The 21,838-nt window shown below is 46.1% G+C and carries 15 protein-coding genes and 16 tRNA genes; 10 read left to right on the forward strand and 21 right to left on the reverse strand.

Translation table 11 applies throughout. The features are described from left to right. Positions 1-79: 79 nt before the first annotated feature. From mutL to tsaE, 3 genes are read right to left on the reverse strand one after another with little or no spacing between them, the layout of a single operon-like run. Positions 80-2,314 carry a DNA mismatch repair endonuclease MutL gene (gene mutL / locus AB8613_RS07165; RefSeq protein ID WP_372384703.1) on the reverse strand — a complete coding sequence of 745 codons (2,235 nt, stop codon included), beginning with the start codon at positions 2,312-2,314 and terminating at the stop codon, positions 80-82. A gap of 51 nt (positions 2,315-2,365) precedes the next feature. After that, positions 2,366-4,081 carry a LysM peptidoglycan-binding domain-containing protein gene (locus tag AB8613_RS07170; protein ID WP_372384704.1) on the reverse strand — a complete coding sequence of 572 codons (1,716 nt, stop codon included), beginning with the start codon at positions 4,079-4,081 and terminating at the stop codon, positions 2,366-2,368. After that, positions 4,075-4,539, reverse strand: a complete 465-nt coding sequence (gene tsaE, locus AB8613_RS07175; protein ID WP_004735870.1) for a tRNA (adenosine(37)-N6)-threonylcarbamoyltransferase complex ATPase subunit type 1 TsaE — start codon at positions 4,537-4,539, stop codon at positions 4,075-4,077. Before tsaE ends, AB8613_RS07170 begins: the two co-directional genes overlap by 7 nt. Before the next feature lie 211 nt (positions 4,540-4,750). On the opposite strand from tsaE, the gene queG reads away from it, so the two are divergent. Further along, positions 4,751-5,893 (forward strand): tRNA epoxyqueuosine(34) reductase QueG, encoded by a 1,143-nt coding sequence (gene queG / locus AB8613_RS07180; RefSeq protein WP_372384705.1) that lies wholly within the window; start codon positions 4,751-4,753, stop codon positions 5,891-5,893. Positions 5,894-6,525: 632 nt separating this feature from the next. Here the strand turns inward: queG and AB8613_RS07185 are convergent. The 17 genes from AB8613_RS07185 to orn all read right to left on the reverse strand — a co-directional run bounded on the left by AB8613_RS07185 (position 6,526) and on the right by orn (position 9,308). Beyond that, positions 6,526-6,601 (reverse strand) — tRNA-Gly (locus AB8613_RS07185). A 56-nt stretch (positions 6,602-6,657) separates the two neighbouring features. Next, a tRNA-Met gene (locus AB8613_RS07190) sits at positions 6,658-6,734 on the reverse strand. 49 nt (positions 6,735-6,783) lie between these two features. Further along, positions 6,784-6,859: transfer RNA gene (locus AB8613_RS07195), tRNA-Gly, on the reverse strand. 56 nt (positions 6,860-6,915) lie between these two features. Continuing rightward, positions 6,916-6,992: transfer RNA gene (locus tag AB8613_RS07200), tRNA-Met, on the reverse strand. A 49-nt stretch (positions 6,993-7,041) separates the two neighbouring features. Further along, a tRNA-Gly gene (locus AB8613_RS07205) sits at positions 7,042-7,117 on the reverse strand. Positions 7,118-7,177: 60 nt separating this feature from the next. Then, positions 7,178-7,254, reverse strand: a tRNA-Met gene (locus tag AB8613_RS07210). Positions 7,255-7,303: 49 nt separating this feature from the next. Beyond that, positions 7,304-7,379: transfer RNA gene (locus AB8613_RS07215), tRNA-Gly, on the reverse strand. 56 nt (positions 7,380-7,435) lie between these two features. Next, positions 7,436-7,512, reverse strand: a tRNA-Met gene (locus AB8613_RS07220). A 50-nt stretch (positions 7,513-7,562) separates the two neighbouring features. Continuing rightward, positions 7,563-7,638: transfer RNA gene (locus AB8613_RS07225), tRNA-Gly, on the reverse strand. A gap of 56 nt (positions 7,639-7,694) precedes the next feature. Further along, a tRNA-Met gene (locus AB8613_RS07230) sits at positions 7,695-7,771 on the reverse strand. Between the two features lie 85 nt (positions 7,772-7,856). Then, positions 7,857-7,932: transfer RNA gene (locus tag AB8613_RS07235), tRNA-Gly, on the reverse strand. 59 nt (positions 7,933-7,991) lie between these two features. Continuing rightward, a tRNA-Met gene (locus AB8613_RS07240) sits at positions 7,992-8,068 on the reverse strand. A gap of 51 nt (positions 8,069-8,119) precedes the next feature. Next, positions 8,120-8,195 (reverse strand) — tRNA-Gly (locus tag AB8613_RS07245). A 56-nt stretch (positions 8,196-8,251) separates the two neighbouring features. Next, positions 8,252-8,328 (reverse strand) — tRNA-Met (locus tag AB8613_RS07250). 49 nt (positions 8,329-8,377) lie between these two features. Further along, a tRNA-Gly gene (locus tag AB8613_RS07255) sits at positions 8,378-8,453 on the reverse strand. Between the two features lie 53 nt (positions 8,454-8,506). Further along, positions 8,507-8,582: transfer RNA gene (locus tag AB8613_RS07260), tRNA-Gly, on the reverse strand. Positions 8,583-8,762: 180 nt separating this feature from the next. Next, a complete protein-coding gene (gene orn / locus AB8613_RS07265) occupies positions 8,763-9,308 on the reverse strand; it encodes an oligoribonuclease (protein ID WP_017055371.1) in 546 nt (181 codons plus the stop codon). 191 nt (positions 9,309-9,499) lie between these two features. On the opposite strand from orn, the gene rsgA reads away from it, so the two are divergent. From rsgA to AB8613_RS07290, 5 genes are all read left to right on the forward strand, one after another. After that, positions 9,500-10,513, forward strand: a complete 1,014-nt coding sequence (gene rsgA / locus AB8613_RS07270; protein ID WP_372384706.1) for a small ribosomal subunit biogenesis GTPase RsgA — start codon at positions 9,500-9,502, stop codon at positions 10,511-10,513. 125 nt (positions 10,514-10,638) lie between these two features. Beyond that, complete coding sequence (gene asd / locus AB8613_RS07275) at positions 10,639-11,550, forward strand: archaetidylserine decarboxylase (RefSeq protein ID WP_372384707.1); 912 nt, start codon at positions 10,639-10,641, stop codon at positions 11,548-11,550. Between the two features lie 320 nt (positions 11,551-11,870). Further along, the gene (locus AB8613_RS07280) at positions 11,871-13,286 is read left to right on the forward strand and encodes an SLC13 family permease (protein ID WP_327785089.1); all 1,416 of its coding nucleotides are present in this window, start codon (positions 11,871-11,873) and stop codon (positions 13,284-13,286) included. 284 nt (positions 13,287-13,570) lie between these two features. Beyond that, on the forward strand, positions 13,571-15,451 hold the full coding sequence (locus AB8613_RS07285; protein ID WP_372384708.1) for a methyl-accepting chemotaxis protein: 1,881 nt from the start codon (positions 13,571-13,573) through the stop codon (positions 15,449-15,451). Between the two features lie 171 nt (positions 15,452-15,622). Beyond that, entirely contained in the window at positions 15,623-16,510 is an 888-nt protein-coding gene (locus tag AB8613_RS07290) for a DMT family transporter (RefSeq protein WP_146490032.1), read from the forward strand. Positions 16,511-16,624: 114 nt separating this feature from the next. Here the strand turns inward: AB8613_RS07290 and epmA are convergent, their stop codons facing one another. Beyond that, positions 16,625-17,596 carry an elongation factor P--(R)-beta-lysine ligase gene (gene epmA, locus AB8613_RS07295; protein WP_371715056.1) on the reverse strand — a complete coding sequence of 324 codons (972 nt, stop codon included), beginning with the start codon at positions 17,594-17,596 and terminating at the stop codon, positions 16,625-16,627. Between the two features lie 451 nt (positions 17,597-18,047). Here epmA and frdA point away from each other — a divergent pair, with 451 nt between their 5' ends. Genes frdA through frdD form a run of 4 tightly spaced genes read left to right on the forward strand, consistent with a single transcriptional unit; the run spans position 18,048 to position 21,419 of the window. After that, the gene (gene frdA, locus AB8613_RS07300; protein ID WP_081230121.1) at positions 18,048-19,871 is read left to right on the forward strand and encodes a fumarate reductase (quinol) flavoprotein subunit; all 1,824 of its coding nucleotides are present in this window, start codon (positions 18,048-18,050) and stop codon (positions 19,869-19,871) included. Then, positions 19,871-20,635, forward strand: a complete 765-nt coding sequence (locus AB8613_RS07305) for a succinate dehydrogenase/fumarate reductase iron-sulfur subunit (protein ID WP_009847917.1) — start codon at positions 19,871-19,873, stop codon at positions 20,633-20,635. The genes frdA and AB8613_RS07305 overlap by 1 nt, the downstream gene beginning before the upstream one ends. A 1-nt stretch (position 20,636) precedes the next feature. Continuing rightward, the gene (gene frdC, locus AB8613_RS07310; RefSeq protein ID WP_102530487.1) at positions 20,637-21,020 is read left to right on the forward strand and encodes a fumarate reductase subunit FrdC; all 384 of its coding nucleotides are present in this window, start codon (positions 20,637-20,639) and stop codon (positions 21,018-21,020) included. 12 nt (positions 21,021-21,032) lie between these two features. Continuing rightward, a complete protein-coding gene (frdD, locus tag AB8613_RS07315) occupies positions 21,033-21,419 on the forward strand; it encodes a fumarate reductase subunit FrdD (protein WP_372384709.1) in 387 nt (128 codons plus the stop codon). Positions 21,420-21,838 lie beyond the last annotated feature (419 nt).

A 21,838-nucleotide genomic window follows, 5' to 3' on the forward strand; every position in this document is an offset into this window, starting at 1 on the left:
CTCTGTTTTAGCGCTTTTTAGCAAAGGGCTTTGTGTCGCGACGTATTCAGCTAAAAAGACAAATGTCGTCGCGAAAAAGTTAAACCGTAAACGCGGCTATAGTCGCTGAAAAGTCGATAGGATTAACAAACTCTGGATCATCTAATGGAAGTAGACCATGCCAAAGTTGTTCAAGTTCCCCAACTAGTTGAACCGCTTCAGATAAAGTGTAGTCGCTTTTTACTTGTGCCGTTTGAATCCCGATCCAGTTAACCAATGATGGCAACAGGTCGTTGGAAACATTAGCCGTGTGATTATCAGCAATCTGAGCGTTTAATGAAGCCGCGTAAGATAACAGATCTGGGATCAAAATTTGTAAGTTTTGCTGCCTTAAAGGAGAAGGCACGCCCATCACCATTACCGCCTCACTGTTTCGCGCCTTAAGCTCAATCCCCAGTAATGCCAATGTTTGGCTCAGCGTCTTCGCAACTTCGACAAGTTCACTACCCAGCTTAATCGATAAGGGCACCAATAGTGGCTGGCTTTTTAACGCGCCACCTCGAGTATCAAGTTGGCCAATCACACGTAGCAATTCCGCTTTGGCTAGAGACACCAATACGCTGCCGTTTTTGTTTCCCATTACCAAGTATTGGCGTTCCACTACCGAGACGGCTTTGCCTAAGTCCGTCACAGGTACTCTTGGCTTTGAATGAACAGGATTCTGTTGAGCAGGCTTAGCTTCTATATTTCCTTTATTTTCTATATTTTCTATATTTTCTATGCTGTCTCTGGTTTCTACTGGTGCCACATACTCTTGAGGAGATGAAGTCTGTACAACCTGCTCATCAAAGTCTGGCGTTTTTAAAAGCTCTTTATAAGCCTTAACTTCACGCTTTGAGGGCGCTGGCTCAGCATGATGTTGGTGTGGTTCTTTTTCTTTCTTCGGTGCAGGTCGAGACTCAATCCACTCTTGGCGAGGAGAGCCGGTAAAACTGCTTTCACTAGCAGACGAGCTTCGGCCAGCAGATGTACTTGGACTGGTTGATGAGCTTGGGCTAGTTAATGAAATATAGTGTCGCCCGCCGTCATTAACGCTGTGTTGAGGCTTATCATGAACCTGCTCAGATTCGGCTTTTCTCGGGTAGGAAGGTGTTTGCTCAATGGCGTGTCGCTCCCTCTCCGAAACTTGGGTTTGATCAGCATTACTAGGTAGCGTGTTTTCTGGCTCAGTAAAACTTGCAACACCATCAACTACAGAGCTCGTACTATCTTGCTGATGATGAATCACTTCTGATTGATGAAAAGCTGATTGATTGATTGGCGCAGCATCGATCTGCTTACTCTGTGCTAAGCCATCACTCAATGCTTGGTAAATAAAGTCATGCACAAGGCGCGCTTGATGGAAACGCACTTCATGTTTAGCAGGGTGAACATTCACATCAACTTGATGTGGGTCGAGTTCAATGAACAGCACATACGTTGCGAATTGATCTGGACGCAGGCTAGTTTCATAGCTCTGGCGAATTGCGTGATTGATCAGTTTGTCACGCATCATACGGCCATTCACATAGCAGTATTGCAGATCGCTTTGTTGTCTTGCTCCTTCTGGCGTGGTGATCCAGCCATGAAGTTTTAGGCCTTGATGCTCAAGCTCGATCTTAAGCATATGGCGCACAAAAGGGTTGCCACATACCGCAGCGATGCGCTTTTCTGCTTGAACTTGTGTTTTAGCTGCGCGGTACTGACGAATCATTTTGCCGTTATGACGAAGGTTGATCGTCACATCAAAGCGACTCAATGCAATACGTTTAAGCAACTCATCAATATGCGTGAATTCGGTTTTCTCGGTGCGTAAGAACTTGCGGCGTGCTGGTGTGTTGAAGAACAGATCCAACACCTCAACCGAGGTACCAATTGGATGCGCTGCAGGCTGCAGTTTCACCTGCATATCACGGCCTTCACTGTGTGCCGCCCAAGCTTGATCTTGAGTAGCAGGGCGTGAAGTCATGGTTAAGCGCGCAACTGAACTAATACTCGCCAGCGCTTCACCACGGAAACCGAGGCTGACGATCGCCTCAAGGTCGTCAAGAGTATGGATCTTAGAGGTAGCATGACGGCTCAACGCTAAGGCAAGCTCATCTTTGACGATGCCCTTACCGTTGTCACGAACGCGGATCATCTTAGCGCCACCTTTCTCGATATCAATATCGATACGCGTCGCACCTGAGTCCAAACTGTTCTCAACCAACTCTTTCACAACAGAAGCTGGTCTTTCTACCACTTCACCCGCTGCGATTTGGTTCGCTAACCGAGCTGGCAGTATTTTGATCGTCATATTTATAGCTACCTTACTGCCATTGATGGAAACATGTCTGCGTTAAAAAGCTTACTTGTGCGGAATAATCAACACCTGCCCCACCGCTAGGCTGTCAGATCGTAGCTTATTCGCTTGGCGAATACTGTTAACGCTCACGCCGTATTTCGAAGCTATCTTGCCAAGATAATCGCCTCTTGCGACTTTGTGTTTGCGCAGAGGGACATCTTTCACTTCAACTGTAATACGTAACTTTTGGCCTACTCTCACAGTCTCTGATTTCAAGCGGTTCTCACGTTTGATATCAGCCACCGAAACTTTATAACGGCTGGCTATCTTGCCTAGATACTCTCCAGACTTAACCGTGTGAGTTATGGTCTTAGTTCTAACAGCACTGCTTGATGATGAGCTTGAAGCGCTGCCTGGAATCTTAAGCACTTGGCCAATCGCTAAGCTGCTCGATTTCAGGTTGTTGAATTTCATCAAGGCCTGTGTCGAGGTGCCATATTTATTCGCAATAACAGATAGAGACTCACCACGAGAGACTTTATGTTGGCTCACGCTACCCGTTGATGACGTCGCGTTAGACAAGATAATCCCTTCAGGCGGGTTAGCCTTCAAATACTTAACGACCGCTTTAGTCACTGCTCGTGCCAATTTATCTTGATGCGAGCGTTGGAAAAGCAGCTTCTCTTCCGTCGGATTCGAAATAAAGCCGGTCTCTACCAATACAGATGGGATCTGTGGTGAACGTAATACCGCCAAACTGGTGTTAATCGGCTTACTGTTATGCAGTTTCGCAACCTTACCCATTTCAGACAGAATCGCCGTTGCCAGCTTGTAGCCCTCTTTTTGAGAGTGGCTAAACTGCAAATCAAGCAAGGTTTGATTTACGTTCTTATCATCAATATTGCCAGTAAAAGCAGCACCGCTACCACCAAGTAGCTCTGACTGTTTCTCTTTATTCTCAATCCAGCGTGAGATCTCGGTATTCGCACGTCGAGTATTCAGCACAAACACCGAGCCACCTCTTGGTTGAGGAGTGGTAAATGCATCGGCGTGAATAGAGATCAACAGGTGAGCTTCATTCTCTCGAGCAATCGCAACACGTCGATTCAAGTTCACAAAGTAGTCAGCATTACGCGTTAAACGCGTTTTGATTCCCGGTACGGCATTTAATTGTGCAGCCAGCTTGCGGGAGATACTCAGCGTCGCATTCTTCTCATATTTACGAGATGGACCGATTGAGCCAGGATCTTCACCACCGTGGCCAGGGTCAATCACGATCAAAATGTCTTTCTGACGTTTAACCTGATTAATGTTCTTGCTAACCGTTGGTTTACTTGGCTTCGATGTCGCTTTACTTGCCGCACCATGAGGAAAGTCGATCACCAAACGGTGTCCATACTGACCACCCGGAGTCGGGCTCAGTTTGAACAACTCTGCTTTAGACGACTTCTTTAACTCAAAAACCAAGCGATAGGTGTTTTTGTCTGGCGGTGAACTCTTACGAATCTTAGATAGAACAGGGCTATCTTTCACCACGACCGGTAGCTTAGTTGCAAGGTTGGTATTTTTTAAATCGACCACTAAACGACTCGGGCTACTCAGTGTGAAATAGCTAAAATCCGCTTCTGATTTTAAGTCGATAACCACACGAGTTTCTTCTGGAGAAGGCCAAACCCTTAAACTTTTCAGTGAGTTTGCAGAAACAAGTGAAGAAAACAGTATAGAAAAAACAGCAGCCATCATGGTCACTGCTGAAATAAGGCGTTTAGAAATCAACATAACTCCAACTGACTAAGTAAGCGCTGTCCGTATTCACTATTAGCGGTTAAAGAAACAATACGGTGATCGTCTTGGTAACGAATATCAATATCCAAATCAGCTTCTGGTAGCATCCCATAACCTTTCTCAGGCCATTCAACCAAGCAGATAGCATCTGGAGTAAAGTAGTCACGAATTCCCATGAACTCTAACTCTTCAGGATCGGCTAGGCGATAAAGGTCAAAGTGGTACACCTGCCAATCGGCAAGTTGATAAGGTTCAACTAGAGTATACGTTGGGCTCTTTACATTTCCTTGATGGCCAAGTGCTTTTACAAAGCCACGACTGAAGGTCGTTTTACCTGCGCCAAGATCACCATGCAGATAAATAGTCGTCTGCTGTGAGCAAAGATTAGAAAGCTCCGTTCCTAATTGAATCGTTGCTTGTTCATCTTTCAAAGTAAATTGTTTCGTGCTCATGAATACGTTCTCTAAAAATCGATCGTTGACTATATAAAAATCAAAAGAACAAGAATAGTAAACCGTGATGCTTTTGGGAGACAAGCACTCAAGTGTAAGTTCTATGAAAAATACTGCTCAAAACACGTCTGTTCTGGTCAACACCACTAAGATCCGTTAAGATCCGCCCCCATTTTTGCCTAACCGAATTTTAATCGATAAGTATGAAGCCATGAATCTAGACCATCTTGCTGAAAAAATTAAAATTTGGGGAAAAGAGTTAGGCTTTCAAAAAGTTGGCATCTGCGATGTTGATTTAAGTGAACACGAAGCCCCTCTTCAAGCATGGCTAGATGCGGGTCACCACGGCGAAATGGATTGGATGGCTCGACATGGGATGATGCGTGCACGTCCTGATGAACTTCACCCAGGCACAATTCGAGTGATCAGCGCTCGAATGAATTACCTACCACCAGAAGCTCAGTTCGCCTCTAACCTAAGCGATACCACTCAAGGCTACATCAGCCGTTATTCTTTAGGCCGCGACTATCACAAATTGTTCCGTAACCAGTTGAAAAAGCTGGGACAAAGAATTGAAAAAGAGGTCGAAGGTTTAGACTCACGCCCTTTCGTCGATTCAGCACCTATTTTGGAAAGACCGCTCGCTCAAAAAGCAGGGTTGGGCTGGACAGGTAAACACTCATTAATTCTTGATAAAGACGCGGGCTCTTGGTTCTTTCTAGGGGAGCTGTTAGTTAACATCCCTCTTCCAACAGATGAACCGAGTGTCGATGAGTGTGGTAAATGCACCGCATGTATCACTTCTTGCCCAACAGGTGCCATTATTGATGATGGCGTGGTGGATGCGCGCAAATGTATCTCGTACTTAACCATTGAATATGATGGTGTGATCCCTGAAGAGTATAGAGAAGCGATTGGTAACCGTATCTACGGCTGCGACGATTGTCAGTTAGTTTGCCCATGGAACCGTCATGCCGAACTCACAGAACAAACCGACTTTCACCGCAGAGAAGATTTCCAAGAAGCCGATCTGGTTGCACTTTCAGGTTGGGATGAAGCAACCTTCCTAAAGAAAATGGAAGGCTCCGCAATAAGACGTATCGGCCACACCCAATGGTTGCGCAATATCTTTGTTGCGATGGGCAATGCACCATTTCAACAACGCATTGTTGAAACACTGGAATCTCATCAAGGCAAAAACGAAATGCTAGATGTCCATATTGAGTGGGCTTTAGAAAAACAACTACAGCAATTACCTAGTGCCATTGAGGTGCCAAAAGGTAACAGTAAAGTCGCGACTAAAAAGCACCGACTAATACGTATTGTAGAAAAAGGACTACCAAGAGACGCTTAACGCTTTATATACCAATGTATGGCAAGCGAGCCCCCACTAACAGTCCAATATTTAAGACAACTCGTTGCACATAATTTTAGAACAATGTTTGACCTTGTTCTCAATTCTAGCAATGTGGAAAAAATTCAGAACTCTCGTAAACTTCCGACACTCGCACAAAGTTAAACACAGTACCGATAAATGATTAAGATCAAAAAACAACAAGTTAACGATCTTTTATCAAACCCAAGACAAGCATCCAACTTGATAAAAAACAACAAGTTACGATCGGCGCAATTCATCTAATATATTGAAAACAAGAAAGATCTTTTAGGGATAGGTAAAGAATTAAGCCTGAAATAACTTTATCAACCAAGTTATCCACACCTAACATTTTGTGGATAAGTCTGTTTATAGATATGAAAAACCTCAAGTATCTGCTTCAGAGACCTGATGTTTACTAGCATTCCAGTTGCTAAGAAAAATTTAAGACAAAAAAATATCCACCATGATGGAGGATTATTTGCTTTTTGGGGGGATTATGCTTCGCAGCATTAAAGAAAGAGCGTGACCTTTAAGGTCGCCTTTAAACTCTGTGATTTAAAGAAAAACACGGTGGTTTAAAGAGTCTTAATAGCTTTTTAGAAGAAAGCTGGAGCGATACATCGGGTTCGAACCGATGACCTCAACCTTGGCAAGGTTGCGCTCTACCAACTGAGCTAGTATCGCATTAGTTAATCGCAGCTCTTACCGCCTTGGGCAATAGATAGCGCTTAACTGTAATGTGGTTGCGGGAGCCGGATTTGAACCGACGACCTTCGGGTTATGAGCCCGACGAGCTACCAAACTGCTCCATCCCGCGTCCGGATGCATTGTTTAAGTCAATGAATCTTGCCTTTAAAAGGCTAATTTGGAGCGATACATCGGGTTCGAACCGATGACCTCAACCTTGGCAAGGTTGCGCTCTACCAACTGAGCTAGTATCGCATTAGTTAATCGCTGCTCTTACTGCTTTGGGCAACAGATAGCGCTTAACTGTAATGTGGTTGCGGGAGCCGGATTTGAACCGACGACCTTCGGGTTATGAGCCCGACGAGCTACCAAACTGCTCCATCCCGCGTCCGGATGCATTGTTTAAGTCAATGAGTCTTGCCTTAAAAAGGCTAATTTGGAGCGATACATCGGGTTCGAACCGATGACCTCAACCTTGGCAAGGTTGCGCTCTACCAACTGAGCTAGTATCGCATAAGCTAACCGTTCATCTTGTCTGCTAAGGAAGCATCAAATCAACGTTCAACTGTAATGTGGTTGCGGGAGCCGGATTTGAACCGACGACCTTCGGGTTATGAGCCCGACGAGCTACCAAACTGCTCCATCCCGCGTCCGGATGCATTGTTTAAGTCAATGAATCTTGCCTTAAAAAGGCTAATTTGGAGCGATACATCGGGTTCGAACCGATGACCTCAACCTTGGCAAGGTTGCGCTCTACCAACTGAGCTAGTATCGCATTAGTTAATCGCTGCTCTTACTGCCTTGGGCAACAGATAGCGCCTAACTGTAATGTGGTTGCGGGAGCCGGATTTGAACCGACGACCTTCGGGTTATGAGCCCGACGAGCTACCAAACTGCTCCATCCCGCGTCCGGATGCATTATTTAAGTTAATGACTCTGTTCTCTAAAAGAGAGAATTTGGAGCGATACATCGGGTTCGAACCGATGACCTCAACCTTGGCAAGGTTGCGCTCTACCAACTGAGCTAGTATCGCATTAGTTAATCGCTGCTCTTACTGCCTTGGGCAACAGATAGCGCTTAACTGTAATGTGGTTGCGGGAGCCGGATTTGAACCGACGACCTTCGGGTTATGAGCCCGACGAGCTACCAAACTGCTCCATCCCGCGTCCGGATGCATTGTTTAAGACAATGAGACTAAACCATTTTCATTCCGAGCACTTTCTCAAAGAGACAGCTCCTAAGAATAAAATTTGGAGCGATACATCGGGTTCGAACCGATGACCTCAACCTTGGCAAGGTTGCGCTCTACCAACTGAGCTAGTATCGCATAAGCTAACCGTTAACTTTTTCTGCTAAGAAGCATCAAATCAACGTTCAACTGTAATGTGGTTGCGGGAGCCGGATTTGAACCGACGACCTTCGGGTTATGAGCCCGACGAGCTACCAAACTGCTCCATCCCGCGTCCGGATGCATTATTTAAGTTAATGACTCTGTTCTCTAAAAAGAGAGAATTTGGAGCGATACATCGGGTTCGAACCGATGACCTCAACCTTGGCAAGGTTGCGCTCTACCAACTGAGCTAGTATCGCATTAGTTAATCGCTGCTCTTACCGCCTTGGGCAACAGATAGCGCCTAACTGTAATGTGGTTGCGGGAGCCGGATTTGAACCGACGACCTTCGGGTTATGAGCCCGACGAGCTACCAAACTGCTCCATCCCGCGTCCGGATGCATTGTTTAAGTCAATGAATCTTGCCTTTAAAAGGCTAATTTGGAGCGATACATCGGGTTCGAACCGATGACCTCAACCTTGGCAAGGTTGCGCTCTACCAACTGAGCTAGTATCGCATTATAAAAGGTCTTTCACCCTTCGATTACCGCTTTCGCCGTAACCTACAAATTGGAGCGATACATCGGGTTCGAACCGATGACCTCAACCTTGGCAAGGTTGCGCTCTACCAACTGAGCTAGTATCGCAATCTGAAAACGTCTTTCGCCGTTCAGGGCTGCGAATTATAAGAGCATTTTTTTGTGATGCAAGTCCTTAATGCAAAATTACGAAACTTTTTACTCAACTGCTGTAAAAGCACACAGATTTGCAAAAAAATTAGCTCTTATGTCCCTGAAAAGTTAGATAAACGTAATCATTTTATCCGACTAGATGTTAATAATCGTTTTTCGGTAGTACTGCAGCTCGGCGATCGACTCTCGAATATCATCAAGTGCAAGGTGACTTCCTGACTTAGAAAAACCATCTAGCACTTCAGGTTTCCAACGACGCGCAAGCTCTTTCAGCGTGCTTACGTCAACATAGCGGTAGTGGAAGTACTCTTCTAACTCTGGCATGTGCTTGTATAGGAAACGGCGATCTTGACCAATGCTGTTGCCACAAATCGGTGACTTACCTTTTGGTACCCATTTTTCAAGAAACTCAATCGTTTGTTGGATGGCATCTTGCTCTGAAACCGTGCTTTCTTGAATTCGCTTCACGAGGCCGCTGCCAGTGTGCGTCGTTGTACACCACTCGTCCATCTTGTCCAATTCACTCTGAGGTTGGTGAATAGCCAAAACAGGTCCTTCAGCCAGGATGTTAAGCTCACTATCAGTAACGATAGTAGCAATTTCAATGATTTTATGAGTTTCAGGATCAAGTCCTGTCATCTCTAGATCAACCCAAATAAGGTTCTGATCGCTAAAGGACATAAGGCGTCGCCTATTTGTTTATGTGTAAAAGAGGTACTATACCCAAATAACTATACTCAAACTAGCTTTAGGACCACCGAAATCACGTGGTACCAGCAACATCCTGTTTGAGTTCCCAATCATCAAGTTAGATGTGTTAAGTGAAAAATTGTGGCTAAAAAAAGAAGTTAACCAAAGGTCAAGTACGTCGTGTGCGTAGCAACCAGAACAAGCGACTCAAGAAAGAAGATTCTATCCAGTGGGATGAGAACATGCTTGGCGGAACCAAAAGCGGACTCGTGATTACGCGCTTTGGCCAACATGCCGATATCGAAGATCTTGAAACTAACGAAGTTCATCGTTGTAACTTACGCCGTAGTATCGAGACTTTAGTTTCTGGTGACCGAGTGACTTGGCGCGCAGGCTTAGAATCCATGGCCGGCATTTCTGGCGTTGTGGAAGCGGTTGAACCGAGAACTTCAATGCTGACTCGCCCTGATTACTACGATGGCCTAAAGCCGGTTGCTGCGAACGTTGACCAAATGGTTATCGTATCGGCAGTACTACCAGAGCTATCACTTAATATTATCGACCGCTATTTGATCGCTTCAGAAACAGTGAACATCGCGCCACTTGTTGTGCTGAATAAGGTCGACCTGCTGACTGATGAGCAGATTGCTGAATACCGTGAAACACTGAAAGAGTACGAGAAGATCGGCTACAAAGTGATGTTCGTGAGTAAAGAGTCTGGCTACGGCATCAAAGAGCTGGAAGCTGAACTTAAAGACCGTATCAACATCTTTGTTGGTCAATCGGGTGTGGGTAAGTCAAGCCTAGTGAATGCATTAATGCCAACGCTAGACATTGAAGAAGGCGAAGTCTCTGAGAACTCAGGTCTTGGCCAGCATACCACCACGGCAGCTCGTTTATACCACTTCCCTTCTGGTGGTGATCTGATTGATTCACCAGGAGTTCGTGAATTCGGCCTATGGCACTTAGAAGCCGATGAAATCACTGAAGCCTTCATCGAGTTCAAGCCTTACCTTGGCGGTTGTAAATTCCGCGACTGTAAACACAACGATGACCCTGGTTGTATCCTGCGCGAAGCAGTAGAAAACGGCAAGATCAGTCGATTACGTTTCGACAACTACCACCGCATCATTGAAAGCATGGCGAGTAACAAAGATAACCGTCAGTATTCACGCAACAAAAAAGCCGATCTCTAATCGCGTTTTTGTGAACAAATGTGTGCATTTACTGACAATTGGCGCGAATTTAAGTAACATCTCGCGCCCTAAACCGTCATCAACAGATTTAATTGAAAAACAATTAGCATTGGAAAATTAATACAATGGATAAGATTAAAGTTGGATTGCAGTACTGGATTCCACAACATGGACTGACTCGCCTAGTCGGCAAACTTGCGTCTGCTAAAGCGGGCGGCTTAACGACAGCGATCATCAACTGGTTCATCAAGCAATACAAAGTGAACATGGATGAAGCTCTGCATAGCGATCCAAAACACTTTAAAACATTCAATGAATTCTTCGTGCGTGAATTGAAAGATGGCATGCGCCCTATCGCTGAAGGTGAGTCAGTTATTGTTCACCCTGCCGATGCACGTGTAAGCCAATTTGGCCCAATTACTGACGGTCAACTGATTCAAGCTAAAGGCCATGACTACTCAGCTCGCGAGCTATTGGGTGGTGATGCAGCGCTAGCGGATGAGTTTAAAGACGGCGAATTCGCAACGCTTTACCTGTCTCCAAGTGATTACCACCGCGTGCATATGCCATGCGACGGCACACTACGCCAGATGATCTACGTTCCCGGTGATCTTTTCTCAGTTAACCCGTTAACGGCAGAGAACGTTCCAAACCTATTCGCACGTAATGAACGTGTCGTTTGTATCTTCGATACGGAATTTGGCCCAATGGCACAGGTGTTGGTTGGCGCAACGATCGTAGGCAGCATTGAGCAAGTATGGGCTGGCACCATCACGCCACCTCGCGGTAACTCGGTTTACAAATGGGATTACCCAGCACAAGGCAATAACGCAATCATCTTGAAGAAAGGCGAAGAGATGGGCCGCTTTAAGCTTGGTTCAACCGTTATCAACCTGTTCGGTAAAGGTGCGATCAAATTTGACGACACGATGCAAAATGGTGAGAAAACCGTTCTTGGTACCCCTTTCGCGCATATTGCTGGTAAAGAAGTTGAGACTGAAGCTGTTGATTCAACAGAGAACACTGACCAAGCTTAACGGTTTGAGTTAACTCATTTAGTTTTAAAGGCGCGTTACTTTTTCTATTTCTATATCAGAGAAGAACGCGCCTTTTTCTTAACTCTACCAATTCGTCTCCTACTCAAGCCCTAACAACCCAAGCTTTCAATCCTCAACCCCTGCCCAGCCAGCTGTTGCTTCTCACTCTTGCCTCTAATTGCTCAGATAAAAGATTGACCAAAAACAAAACAACTGTCGAAACCTTAAACAACTTTTCGATTTTACAATCCGTCTCCAAGTACCAAAAATCCAGATAACTTACTCTATTTGAAGATATTTTATTCATAGGGTCTTTGTACATGCCTAAACTCAATGTTGGCGTTCTGGTCAAGCTGTTGATTTGTTTTGCGATTCCCTTAGGCGTGTTATTCATGCCGATAGATTCAATACCAATCGATGATCTCACGCTGATTCAACACCGCTTGTTGGCGATATTCTTGTTGGCAGCTCTACTGTGGGTACTTGAACCTGTTCCGGTATTCGCCACTTCCATTTTGATCATTGCACTTGAGCTAGTAATGATTTCTGATAAAGGCTTACACCTGTTTAGAAATCCACCCGCAGGACACGATCTAGGTGAGTTAATCAAATATACCGACATATTCGGTGCATTTTCGTCACCGATCATCATCCTATTCATGGGTGGTTTTGCTCTTGCGATATCCGCATCCAAGTACGAACTCGATAACAACTTAGCTCGAGTGCTACTCAAGCCATTTGGCACAGAGCCGCGCTTCATCATGCTGGGTTTAATGCTGATCACCGCCGTGTTCTCGATGTTCATGTCAAATACCGCAACCACGGTAATGATGCTGGCGCTACTCGGTCCTATCGTGGCGTCGGCACCAAGAGGCGACATGGGGATCAAAGCGCTCGTGTTGTGTATTCCCATTGCTGCCAACACCGGTGGTATCGCGACACCAATCGGCACGCCTCCCAATGCCATCGCATTACAATACCTAACGGGTGAAAACACCATCGACTTCCTCAGCTGGATGATGATGGGCTTGCCCTTTGTGATCATCCAACTCACCATTGCTTGGTTCCTTCTTCAGAAAATTTTTCCTTCCAAGCAGAAGAACATGGTGCTCAAACTCGATGGACAATTCAGAAAGAGCTGGCGAGCGATTGTGGTTTACATCACCTTCGCTGCGACGATCTTATTGTGGATGACCACCAAACTGCATGGCATGAACACTTATGTAGTGTCTATCATTCCACTGGCTGTCTTTACTCTCACTGGCATCATGGGCAAAGAAGAGCTCAAGCTGATTAACTGGGATGTATTGTGGCTGGTTGCGGGTGGTATTGCGATTGGGATTGGCTTGGATAAAACAGGCTTAGCCGCTGCACTCGCACACGCGATTGACTATGAATCACTCTCGCCTGCTGCTGTGGTACTGACGTTATCTATCGTGTGTTGGTTAATGGCGAACTTCATGTCGAACACCGCGACTGCCAACTTACTGATGCCAATAGCCGCTGCGATTGGTGCATCGATGGAAAGCCTAGTTGCGATTGGTGGCCTACAGGGCTTGCTGGTTGTGGTCGCCTTCTCAGCATCACTTGGTATGATTTTACCAGTATCGACACCACCAAACTCACTGGCTTACTCAACCGGGCTTATCGAAAGCAAAGACATGGCGAAGATGGGCATCATCTTAGGGATTGTCGGCTTGTCAATGGTCTACCTCGCGCTGTTTATCATCACCTAGCACGTTAGCTTATTATCATCTAGCACGTTAAATTCTCACTACAACCCTCCAGATAGCAATCATGATTTCGCTATCTGGAGGGTTTATTCGATTTTGATCGATAGATAATTGTGATTCTACTTCACGGATTATTAAAAATAACGATGATTTATTTTAAATTTTTGATTTTAAACACATTTAACAACATCAAGACAGCGGCAATATACACGCATCAAAGACACGTCAATTCACCATCAAGTACGTCGTTGTAGTTAGGTTATTGTCTAATCAGAGAGGAATGGACCTTGAGACATACTATTAAATTTAAAATTCAGATCGCCATTGCGGTCATTATTGCCGTCGTGAGTGGGGCTCAAGCATGGATCTCGGTTAATCAGCTGACTCAAGAGACTGAAGTCGCGATCAACCAAGAAATGAAAAATGTCAGTGTCGGCACTACCAATTATATTGCCGATTGGCTCTCTACTCGCAGCGATATGATGCTTGCTAATGAGCCGACCATTTCAAGCAGTAGTAACTCTGACCGCGAGTTGCTAATCACCAAACAAGCTGGGCAATTCTTGTCTGTTTATGCGGGATTCAGCGATGGCACTATCGCGTATGGCGATAAAGGTGAAGATTGGCCAGCAGGCTATGACCCACGCACCCGCCCTTGGTATAAAGATGCTAACGCAACATCAGACCTCGTCATTACTGAACCTTATCAAGACTTTGACGGCAGCATCGTCATCAGTTTTGCCAAAGCATTCAGTGGCGATAGACAAGGTGTTCTCGCGGCAGACTTAACCGTCACCAGCATTATTGATACGGTTCTCAATGTAAAACTGGATAACGATGGCTTTGCGTTTTTAGTGGATGGTAACAACAACATCGTTGCCTACACTGATGAAGAGCTAAGTCAGAAACCACTGACCAGTTTGAACCCAGGACTCACTGCAAACAAAGTGTCGCAATTGATCCAAGATCAAATGATCACCACGCTAACTTGGCCAGGCCAAGGGGATAAACTGGTCTACATTGCCAATGTCCCGAATACTGATTGGTCGTTAGGTATTGTTATCGATAAGAAAATGGCGTTCTCTGCGGTCTCTGACGCGATTCAATTCATCTCCCTAACCTCTTTGGTTTTGTACATCGTCATTTCGATTGCGAGCACAATGGTGATCAACCGCCTGCTTTCACCATTACAAACCTTATCAGAAGCACTGACTCAGCTTGCTCAAGGTAGAGGTGATCTCACTCAACGTATTGATATCACGCGTATGGATGAGATAGGCAAACTGGCCGAGCTTGTAAACCAGTTCTTAAGCCAGATGCAAAGCATGTTGAAAGGCGTCATAGAACACAGCCACGATCTCAACAATCATGCCGAAAAGGCCAACCAACTGGCGACCCAATCCTCCATTCGAGTTGAAAATCAGCAAAACGATATCAATCAAATAGCGACCGCGATTCATGAGATGTCCGCCACCGCAGCTGAAGTAGCCAGCCATGCTGAACTCACTGCATCCGCTTCTCAAGCTTCAGCCACTGCTTGTAATGAAGGTCAGGAGGTTATTCAACAAAACCGCGATGCGATTACTGGCCTCGCGACTCAAGTTGAAGACGCGGCCAATGTGATTCGTGAATTAGAGAGTAATGCTCAAAGCATCAACAAGATCCTATCCACCATTCAAGGTATTGCTGAACAAACCAACCTGTTGGCCTTGAATGCGGCAATTGAAGCCGCTCGAGCGGGTGAGCAAGGTCGCGGATTTGCTGTTGTCGCAGACGAGGTTCGAGTACTAAGCCAAAGAACGCATGGCTCAACGGAAGAAATCCGCGTGATGATTGATACGTTACAGAAGAATACTGAACATGCTGTCGAAAGCATGACCACCAGCACTCAACTGGCAGAGAACAGTGTTGGCTTCGCAGAACAAGCTCATGGCAGCCTATCTAAAATCACGCAAGCCATCACCGAAATCAACGATATGGCGTTGCAAATAGCGAGTGCTGCGGAAGAACAACGTGCCGTGAGCGAAGACATCAGTCGTAATACACAAGGGATTAAAGATGCCTCTGATGATCTTGCACAACAAGCGGAAAGCAGCCGCAACAGCTCAAATGAGATGAGCAGCGCTGCCGAGTCGATGCGCCGAGATGTGGAGCGCTTTAAGGTATAAAGCTTCGCTAGTCAGACAAGCGAAACGGATAACCGGAACAAAACAGTAACTGAAGAGCAAGGCGGTAATTGAGCAGCAAAGTGGTGCTTTTGCTAAGAATCACTTTGTTCTCAGTTCGGTTTGATGCATATTGATGAGCTAATTTATCCCAGACACAAGGATGTTATTCAGATGGGATTCGAATGGTTAGCTCTCGCCGCTGCCTTTCTTTGGGCCATTGCGAGCCTAATGTCAGTAAAGCCTGCTCAGCACTTGGGTTCTTTCGCCTATAGCCGCTGGCGAATGGGTTGTACCGCAATCATCTTATCGAGTATGGCTTGGTTTACCGGAGGTTGGTCAACTGTCGAAGCCAATCTAGTCACGCCGATGATGCTGTCTGGCCTGATTGGTATCTTCATTGGTGATACCGCCCTATTTGCCTGCTTAAACCGAATGGGACCGCGCCAAGCGGGTTTGCTGTTCTCTTGTCACGCCGTGTTCTCAGCCATTCTTGGTTACTTCCTATTTAGCGAAAGCATGACTTCTGTTGAGCTGATTGGCTCGGCTTTGGTGTTCAGTGGCGTCTTAACCGCGATATTCTTTGGTCGTCGAGGACAGACTAACAATCAACTTGAAACCATTAAAGGCACCGTGTGGATTGGTGTTGCACTGGGAATTACAGCTGCGATTTGTCAAGCACTGGGTGGCATCATCGCCAAACCCGTGATGCAAACCAATATCGACCCGGTTGCCGCTTCTGCGATTCGGATGATCACCGCCTTTGTCGCCCACTCCGCATTTCGTTTAACGGGTGCCAAGCTATCACGCGCAATCAACCCGATGAATGGTCAGATATTTGCGATTACGGCAGTTAACGGCTTTTTAGCGATGGCGGTGGGAATGACGCTGATCTTGTATGCACTACAGGAAGGCAATGTCGGCATGGTCGCTCTGTTATCTTCAACCACACCTATCATGTTGTTACCAATACTTTGGCTGTACACCAAACAGAGACCAAATGCCTACGCTTGGATCGGTGCCATTGTTGCCGTAGTGGGTACTGGTATTCTGGTCAGCTAGTGGGTACAGGTATTTTGGTCAGATAGAGCACCGGTATTCTGGTCAGCGAGTAAAGCTGATTAGAAGCTGAGAATTAATAGTTAATTAACTCTCAGTAAAAACAAAAGCAAAAAGCTAAGAACGTGGGAACGGGAAAGCGGTCACATCATCGATGTGGTCGTAACCCAAAGCCAGCATAATCAGCCTATCGATACCTAAAGCAACACCCGCACAATCTGGTAAACCCGCTTTTAATGCCTCAATCAAGTGATGGTCAATCGGTTGAGGTGATAAGCCCATCTCAATACGTTTGGCATTGTCGTCTTCAAAACGCTTGAGTTGCTCTTGTGGTTTATCCAACTCATGGAAACCGTTAGCTAATTCGATGCCTTTGAAATACACCTCAAAGCGATCCGCCACTCGTGAATCCTCGGGGTTAATCTTAGCTAATGCCGCTTGTGAGGCTGGGAAGTCATAAACAAAGGCTGGCACCTGTTGGCCAATCTTTGCTTCAACCCCGATGCTAAACAGCAACTGCAGCAAGGTATCGCGATCTTCTTCAGGGTCAGCTATGTCGCTGAGCCCAAGTTTTGCTGCGGCTTGTTTTAACGTATCCATCGAATCTTCAAGCGGACACACACCTAACACGTCGATAAAGGCTTGTTGGTAAGTCATTCGCTCTGCTGAGCTCGATTTAAGTACCTGCTGTAACAGCAAATCCATTTCATCCATTAAGTCATGGTGATCAAACCCGACGCGATACCACTCCAACATGGTGAACTCAGGGTTGTGGTAACGGCCATTTTCTTCATTCCGGAAAGACTTACAAATTTGATAAATACAGCCACTGCCCGCCGCTAATAGACGTTTCATATGAAACTCAGGGCTAGTCATAAAGAACAAGGGCTGACCGTGCGCATAACCCGGCCCTACGAATTCAGTTTTGAAAGTATGCAAATGCACGTCCGTCACCGTGGCGTGGCTCATCGCAGGCGTATCCACTTCCATCACGTTTCGCTCAGCAAAGAACTGACGGATTTGATTAAGGATATCAGCACGTTGCTTTAACTGCTTAATGGTTGCGGCTGGTTGCCATGTTGAGTGCATTATTAAGTTCCATATTACTGAATTCTAGGCGACGGAAATTACCACCTTTCGCCTCTTTTGTAAGCTTCTATCTTTCTATAGATGAAAGCAAAATGTTGCTTTAATGAAGCCAGAAAATTACGTTCTACAATACAATTATCAATACAGCTTTCACATCCACATTGATAACAAAAATCATACTCAACAAGCCGTTAACACAAGCCCTGTGGGCTAATCGTTATCAACAATTCATTGCCGTGATTGCAGTCACATAACCTATAAATTCTATGCCTCCATATGCACTACCGACCTAAAAACCCAAATGCATCAACTTTTCGAATACCTTCCTCTCTTACACTGAACCTACCACTTAAGGCTTAGGGGTGATGAACGGTTGATGCCGTTTACTGCTCTCTAAATAAGCTTTTTATAATAACAAGCGGAATACTCCGCATCACACTGGAGAATAACTGTGAAGACAATTACCACAGATATCGCAGTCATCGGCGCAGGCGGCGCTGGTCTTCGTACAGCAATTGCAGCAGCTGAAGCTAATCCTGAATTGGAAGTAGCACTGATTTCTAAAGTTTACCCAATGCGTTCGCACACGGTAGCAGCAGAAGGCGGTTCAGCAGCGGTAATTAAAGACGAAGATAGCCTAGATAACCACTTCAACGATACTGTTGGCGGTGGCGACTGGCTATGTGAACAGGATGTTGTTGAATACTTTGTTGAAAACTCGACTCGCGAAATGATCCAAATGGAACAATGGGGCTGCCCATGGAGTCGTAAAGAAAACGGTGAAGTAAACGTACGCCGATTCGGCGGTATGAAGGTAGAGAGAACGTGGTTCGCAGCGGATAAAACCGGCTTCCACATGCTTCATACTCTGTTCCAGACTTCGATGAAGTACGACACAATCAAACGATTTGATGAGTACTTTGTGGTGGATTTGATCGTTGAAGATGGCGAAGTACAAGGCCTAATCGCGATTCATATGTCTGAAGGTGAGCTTGTTACGATTAAAGCGAAATCTGTTGTATTAGCAACCGGTGGCGCAGGTCGTGTTTACCACTGCAATACCAACGGCGGCATCGTAACGGGCGACGGTATGGCAATGGCTTATCGCCACGGTGTACCACTGCGTGATATGGAGTTCGTTCAATACCACCCAACAGGCCTACCGGGCACTGGCATCTTGATGACCGAAGGTTGTCGTGGTGAAGGCGGTATCATCGTCAACAAGAACGGCTACCGTTACCTACAAGATTACGGCATGGGCCCTGAAACTCCAGTGGGCGAGCCGAAGAACAAATACATGGAACTGGGTCCTCGTGACAAAGTTTCTCAAGCATTCTGGCACGAGCAGCAGAAAGGTAACACCATCAAGCACCCACTTGGTGATGTCGTACACCTTGACCTTCGCCACCTTGGTGAAGAGTACCTGCAAGAGCGTCTACCGTTCATCTGTGAACTGGCAAAAGCGTACGTAAACGTCGATCCAGCAAAAGAGCCAATTCCAATTCGTCCGACCGTTCACTACACCATGGGTGGCATTGAAACTAACGGTACCTGTGAAACTCGCATTAAAGGCCTATTCGCCGTTGGTGAATGTGCTTCAGTTGGCCTACACGGTGCAAACCGCCTAGGTTCTAACTCGCTGGCTGAGTTTGTAGTATTTGGTCGCGTAGCCGGTGAACAAGCAGTGAAACGTGCAGCTGAATTCAAAGGCTGGAATGAAGAATCTATCGCTAAGCAAGTTAAAGCGGTTGAAGATCGCATCGCAGGTCTACTAAACCAAGAAGGTGATGAGAACTGGGCTGACATCCGCACTGAAATGGGTCACACCATGGAAGCGGGTTGTGGTATCTACCGTCAAGAAGACTTGATGCAAAAGACCATCGACAAAATCACTGAACTGAAAGCTCGCTACAAGAAGATCAGCATTAAAGACAAAGGCAAAGTGTTCAACACTGACCTACTTTACGCTATCGAAGTGGGTTACGGCCTTGAAGTTGCAGAAGCGATGGTTCACTCAGCGATCCTTCGTAAAGAGTCTCGCGGTGCACACCAACGTCTAGACGACAACTGCACAGAACGTGATGACGTGAACTTCCTGAAACACTCTCTATCTTTCTACAACGAAGATGCAGCACCAACCATCGACTACAGCGGCGTTAAGATCACCAAATCTCAACCTAAAGCTCGTCTGTACGGTGAAGCTGCAGAGAAAGCCGCTGCCGCTGAAAAAGCAGCAGAAGAGAATGCTAAGAAGAGCGAAGAGGAGCAAGCATAATGTCAGCGAATCGAATCCAAAAAATTGAAATCCTGCGTTATGACCCTGAGCACGATGCAGAACCTCACTTTCAAACCTTTGAAGTGCCATTTGATGAAACCATGTCAGTACTTGATGCGATCGGTTACATCAAAGACAACCTAGATAAAGACCTGTCTTACCGTTGGTCTTGTCGTATGGCGATTTGTGGTTCTTGCGGCATCATGGTTGATGGCGTGCCAAAACTGGCATGTAAAAGCTTCTTACGTGACTACCCGAATGGCTTCAAGATTGAGCCTTTGGCTAACTTCCCAATCGAAAAAGATTTGATTGTCGACATGACGCCGTTCATCGAGCGCCTTGAAGCAATCAAGCCTTACATCATTGGTAACGACCGTAAGCCAGAAGACGGCACTAACATCCAAACTCCAGAGCAAATGGCGAAGTACAAACAGTTCGCTGGCTGCATCAACTGTGGTTTGTGTTACGCAGCGTGTCCTCAGTTTGGTCTAAACCCTGAGTTCATCGGCCCTGCGGCACTTGCTCTTGCTCACCGCTACAACCTAGATAGCCGTGACAATGGTAAAGCTGAACGCATGAAACTTATCAATGGCGACAACGGCGCTTGGGGCTGTACGTTTGTAGGTTACTGTTCTGACGTATGTCCGAAGAAAGTAGACCCAGCAGCGGCAGTAAACCAAGGCAAAGTTGAGTCTTCAATGGACTTCGTTATTTCGATGTTCAAGCCTGATGGATCGCAAGTAAAAACAGCAGAGGAGGCATAATATGAGCAATCGTAAGCCTTATGTTCGTGAGATGAAGAGAACATGGTGGAGCAACCATCCGTTCTACCGCTTCTACATGCTACGTGAAGCAACTGTACTGCCTTTGATTCTGTTCACTGTGTTCCTAACCTTTGGTTTGGGTGCGCTAGTGAAAGGTCCTGAAGCGTGGGAAGGTTGGTTGAGCTTTATGGCTAACCCTATCATTGTTGGTATCAACATCGTGGCACTGCTTGGCAGCTTACTGCACGCTCAGACCTTCTTCAGCATGATGCCTCAAGTAATGCCAATCCGCCTTAAAGGCAAATTGGTTGATAAAAGAATCATCGTACTGACCCAGTGGGCAGCGGTGGCTTTTATTTCTTTAATCGTTCTTGTTGTGGTGTAAGGAGCTTTCGTTATGAACACAAATTACAAAGTAAAACCTGTTAACCACAACCCACAACGCTCTGATGAGCCAATCTGGTGGGGCCTATTCGGCGCTGGCGGTACTTGGTTCGCGATGATCACACCAATCACGATTTTAGTGCTAGGTATCTTAGTGCCAATGGGCATCATCGATGCGGACGCAATGAACTACGAACGTGTGTCTGAATTTGCCACCAGCATTATCGGTGCACTGTTCATCATCGGTACGCTAGCACTGCCAATGTGGCACGCAATGCACCGTCTTCACCACGGCATGCACGACCTTAAGTTCCATGTCGGCGTTGCGGGTAAAGTGGGCTGCTACTTCGTTGCAGGCCTAATCAGCGCATTGTCTGTTATTTTCATCTTTATGATCTAACAGTTAAGAGCAGATGCGGGATTCGAGTAATCGAGATGCGAAGAGCTTAAAAGCAGATTCGGGATTCGAGTAATCGAGTAATCGAGTAATCGAGTATCGAAGAGCTTAAGAGCAGATTCGGGTAAACGAGTATCGAAGTGCTTAAGAGCGAAAAGACTAAAAGCAGAGCAGGGTTATCTTGTTCTGCTTTTTTGTTGCTTGTCGAATATCACACATCTAGCTCGCTCTTGCTTTTCCTGCTTTTCGTATCCCGTATCTCGCTTACTCTAATCTGCCCTTACCGCTCTTCGTATCCCGCATCTCGTTTACTCGAACCTGCCCTTCCAGCTCTTCGTACCCCGCATCCCGTTTACTCGCATCTGCCCTTCCAGCTCTTCGTATCCCGCATCCCGTTTACTCGCATCTGCCCTTCCACCTCT

The organism is Vibrio sp. BS-M-Sm-2 (assembly GCF_041504345.1).
GTDB lineage: Bacteria > Pseudomonadota > Gammaproteobacteria > Enterobacterales > Vibrionaceae > Vibrio > Vibrio satsumensis.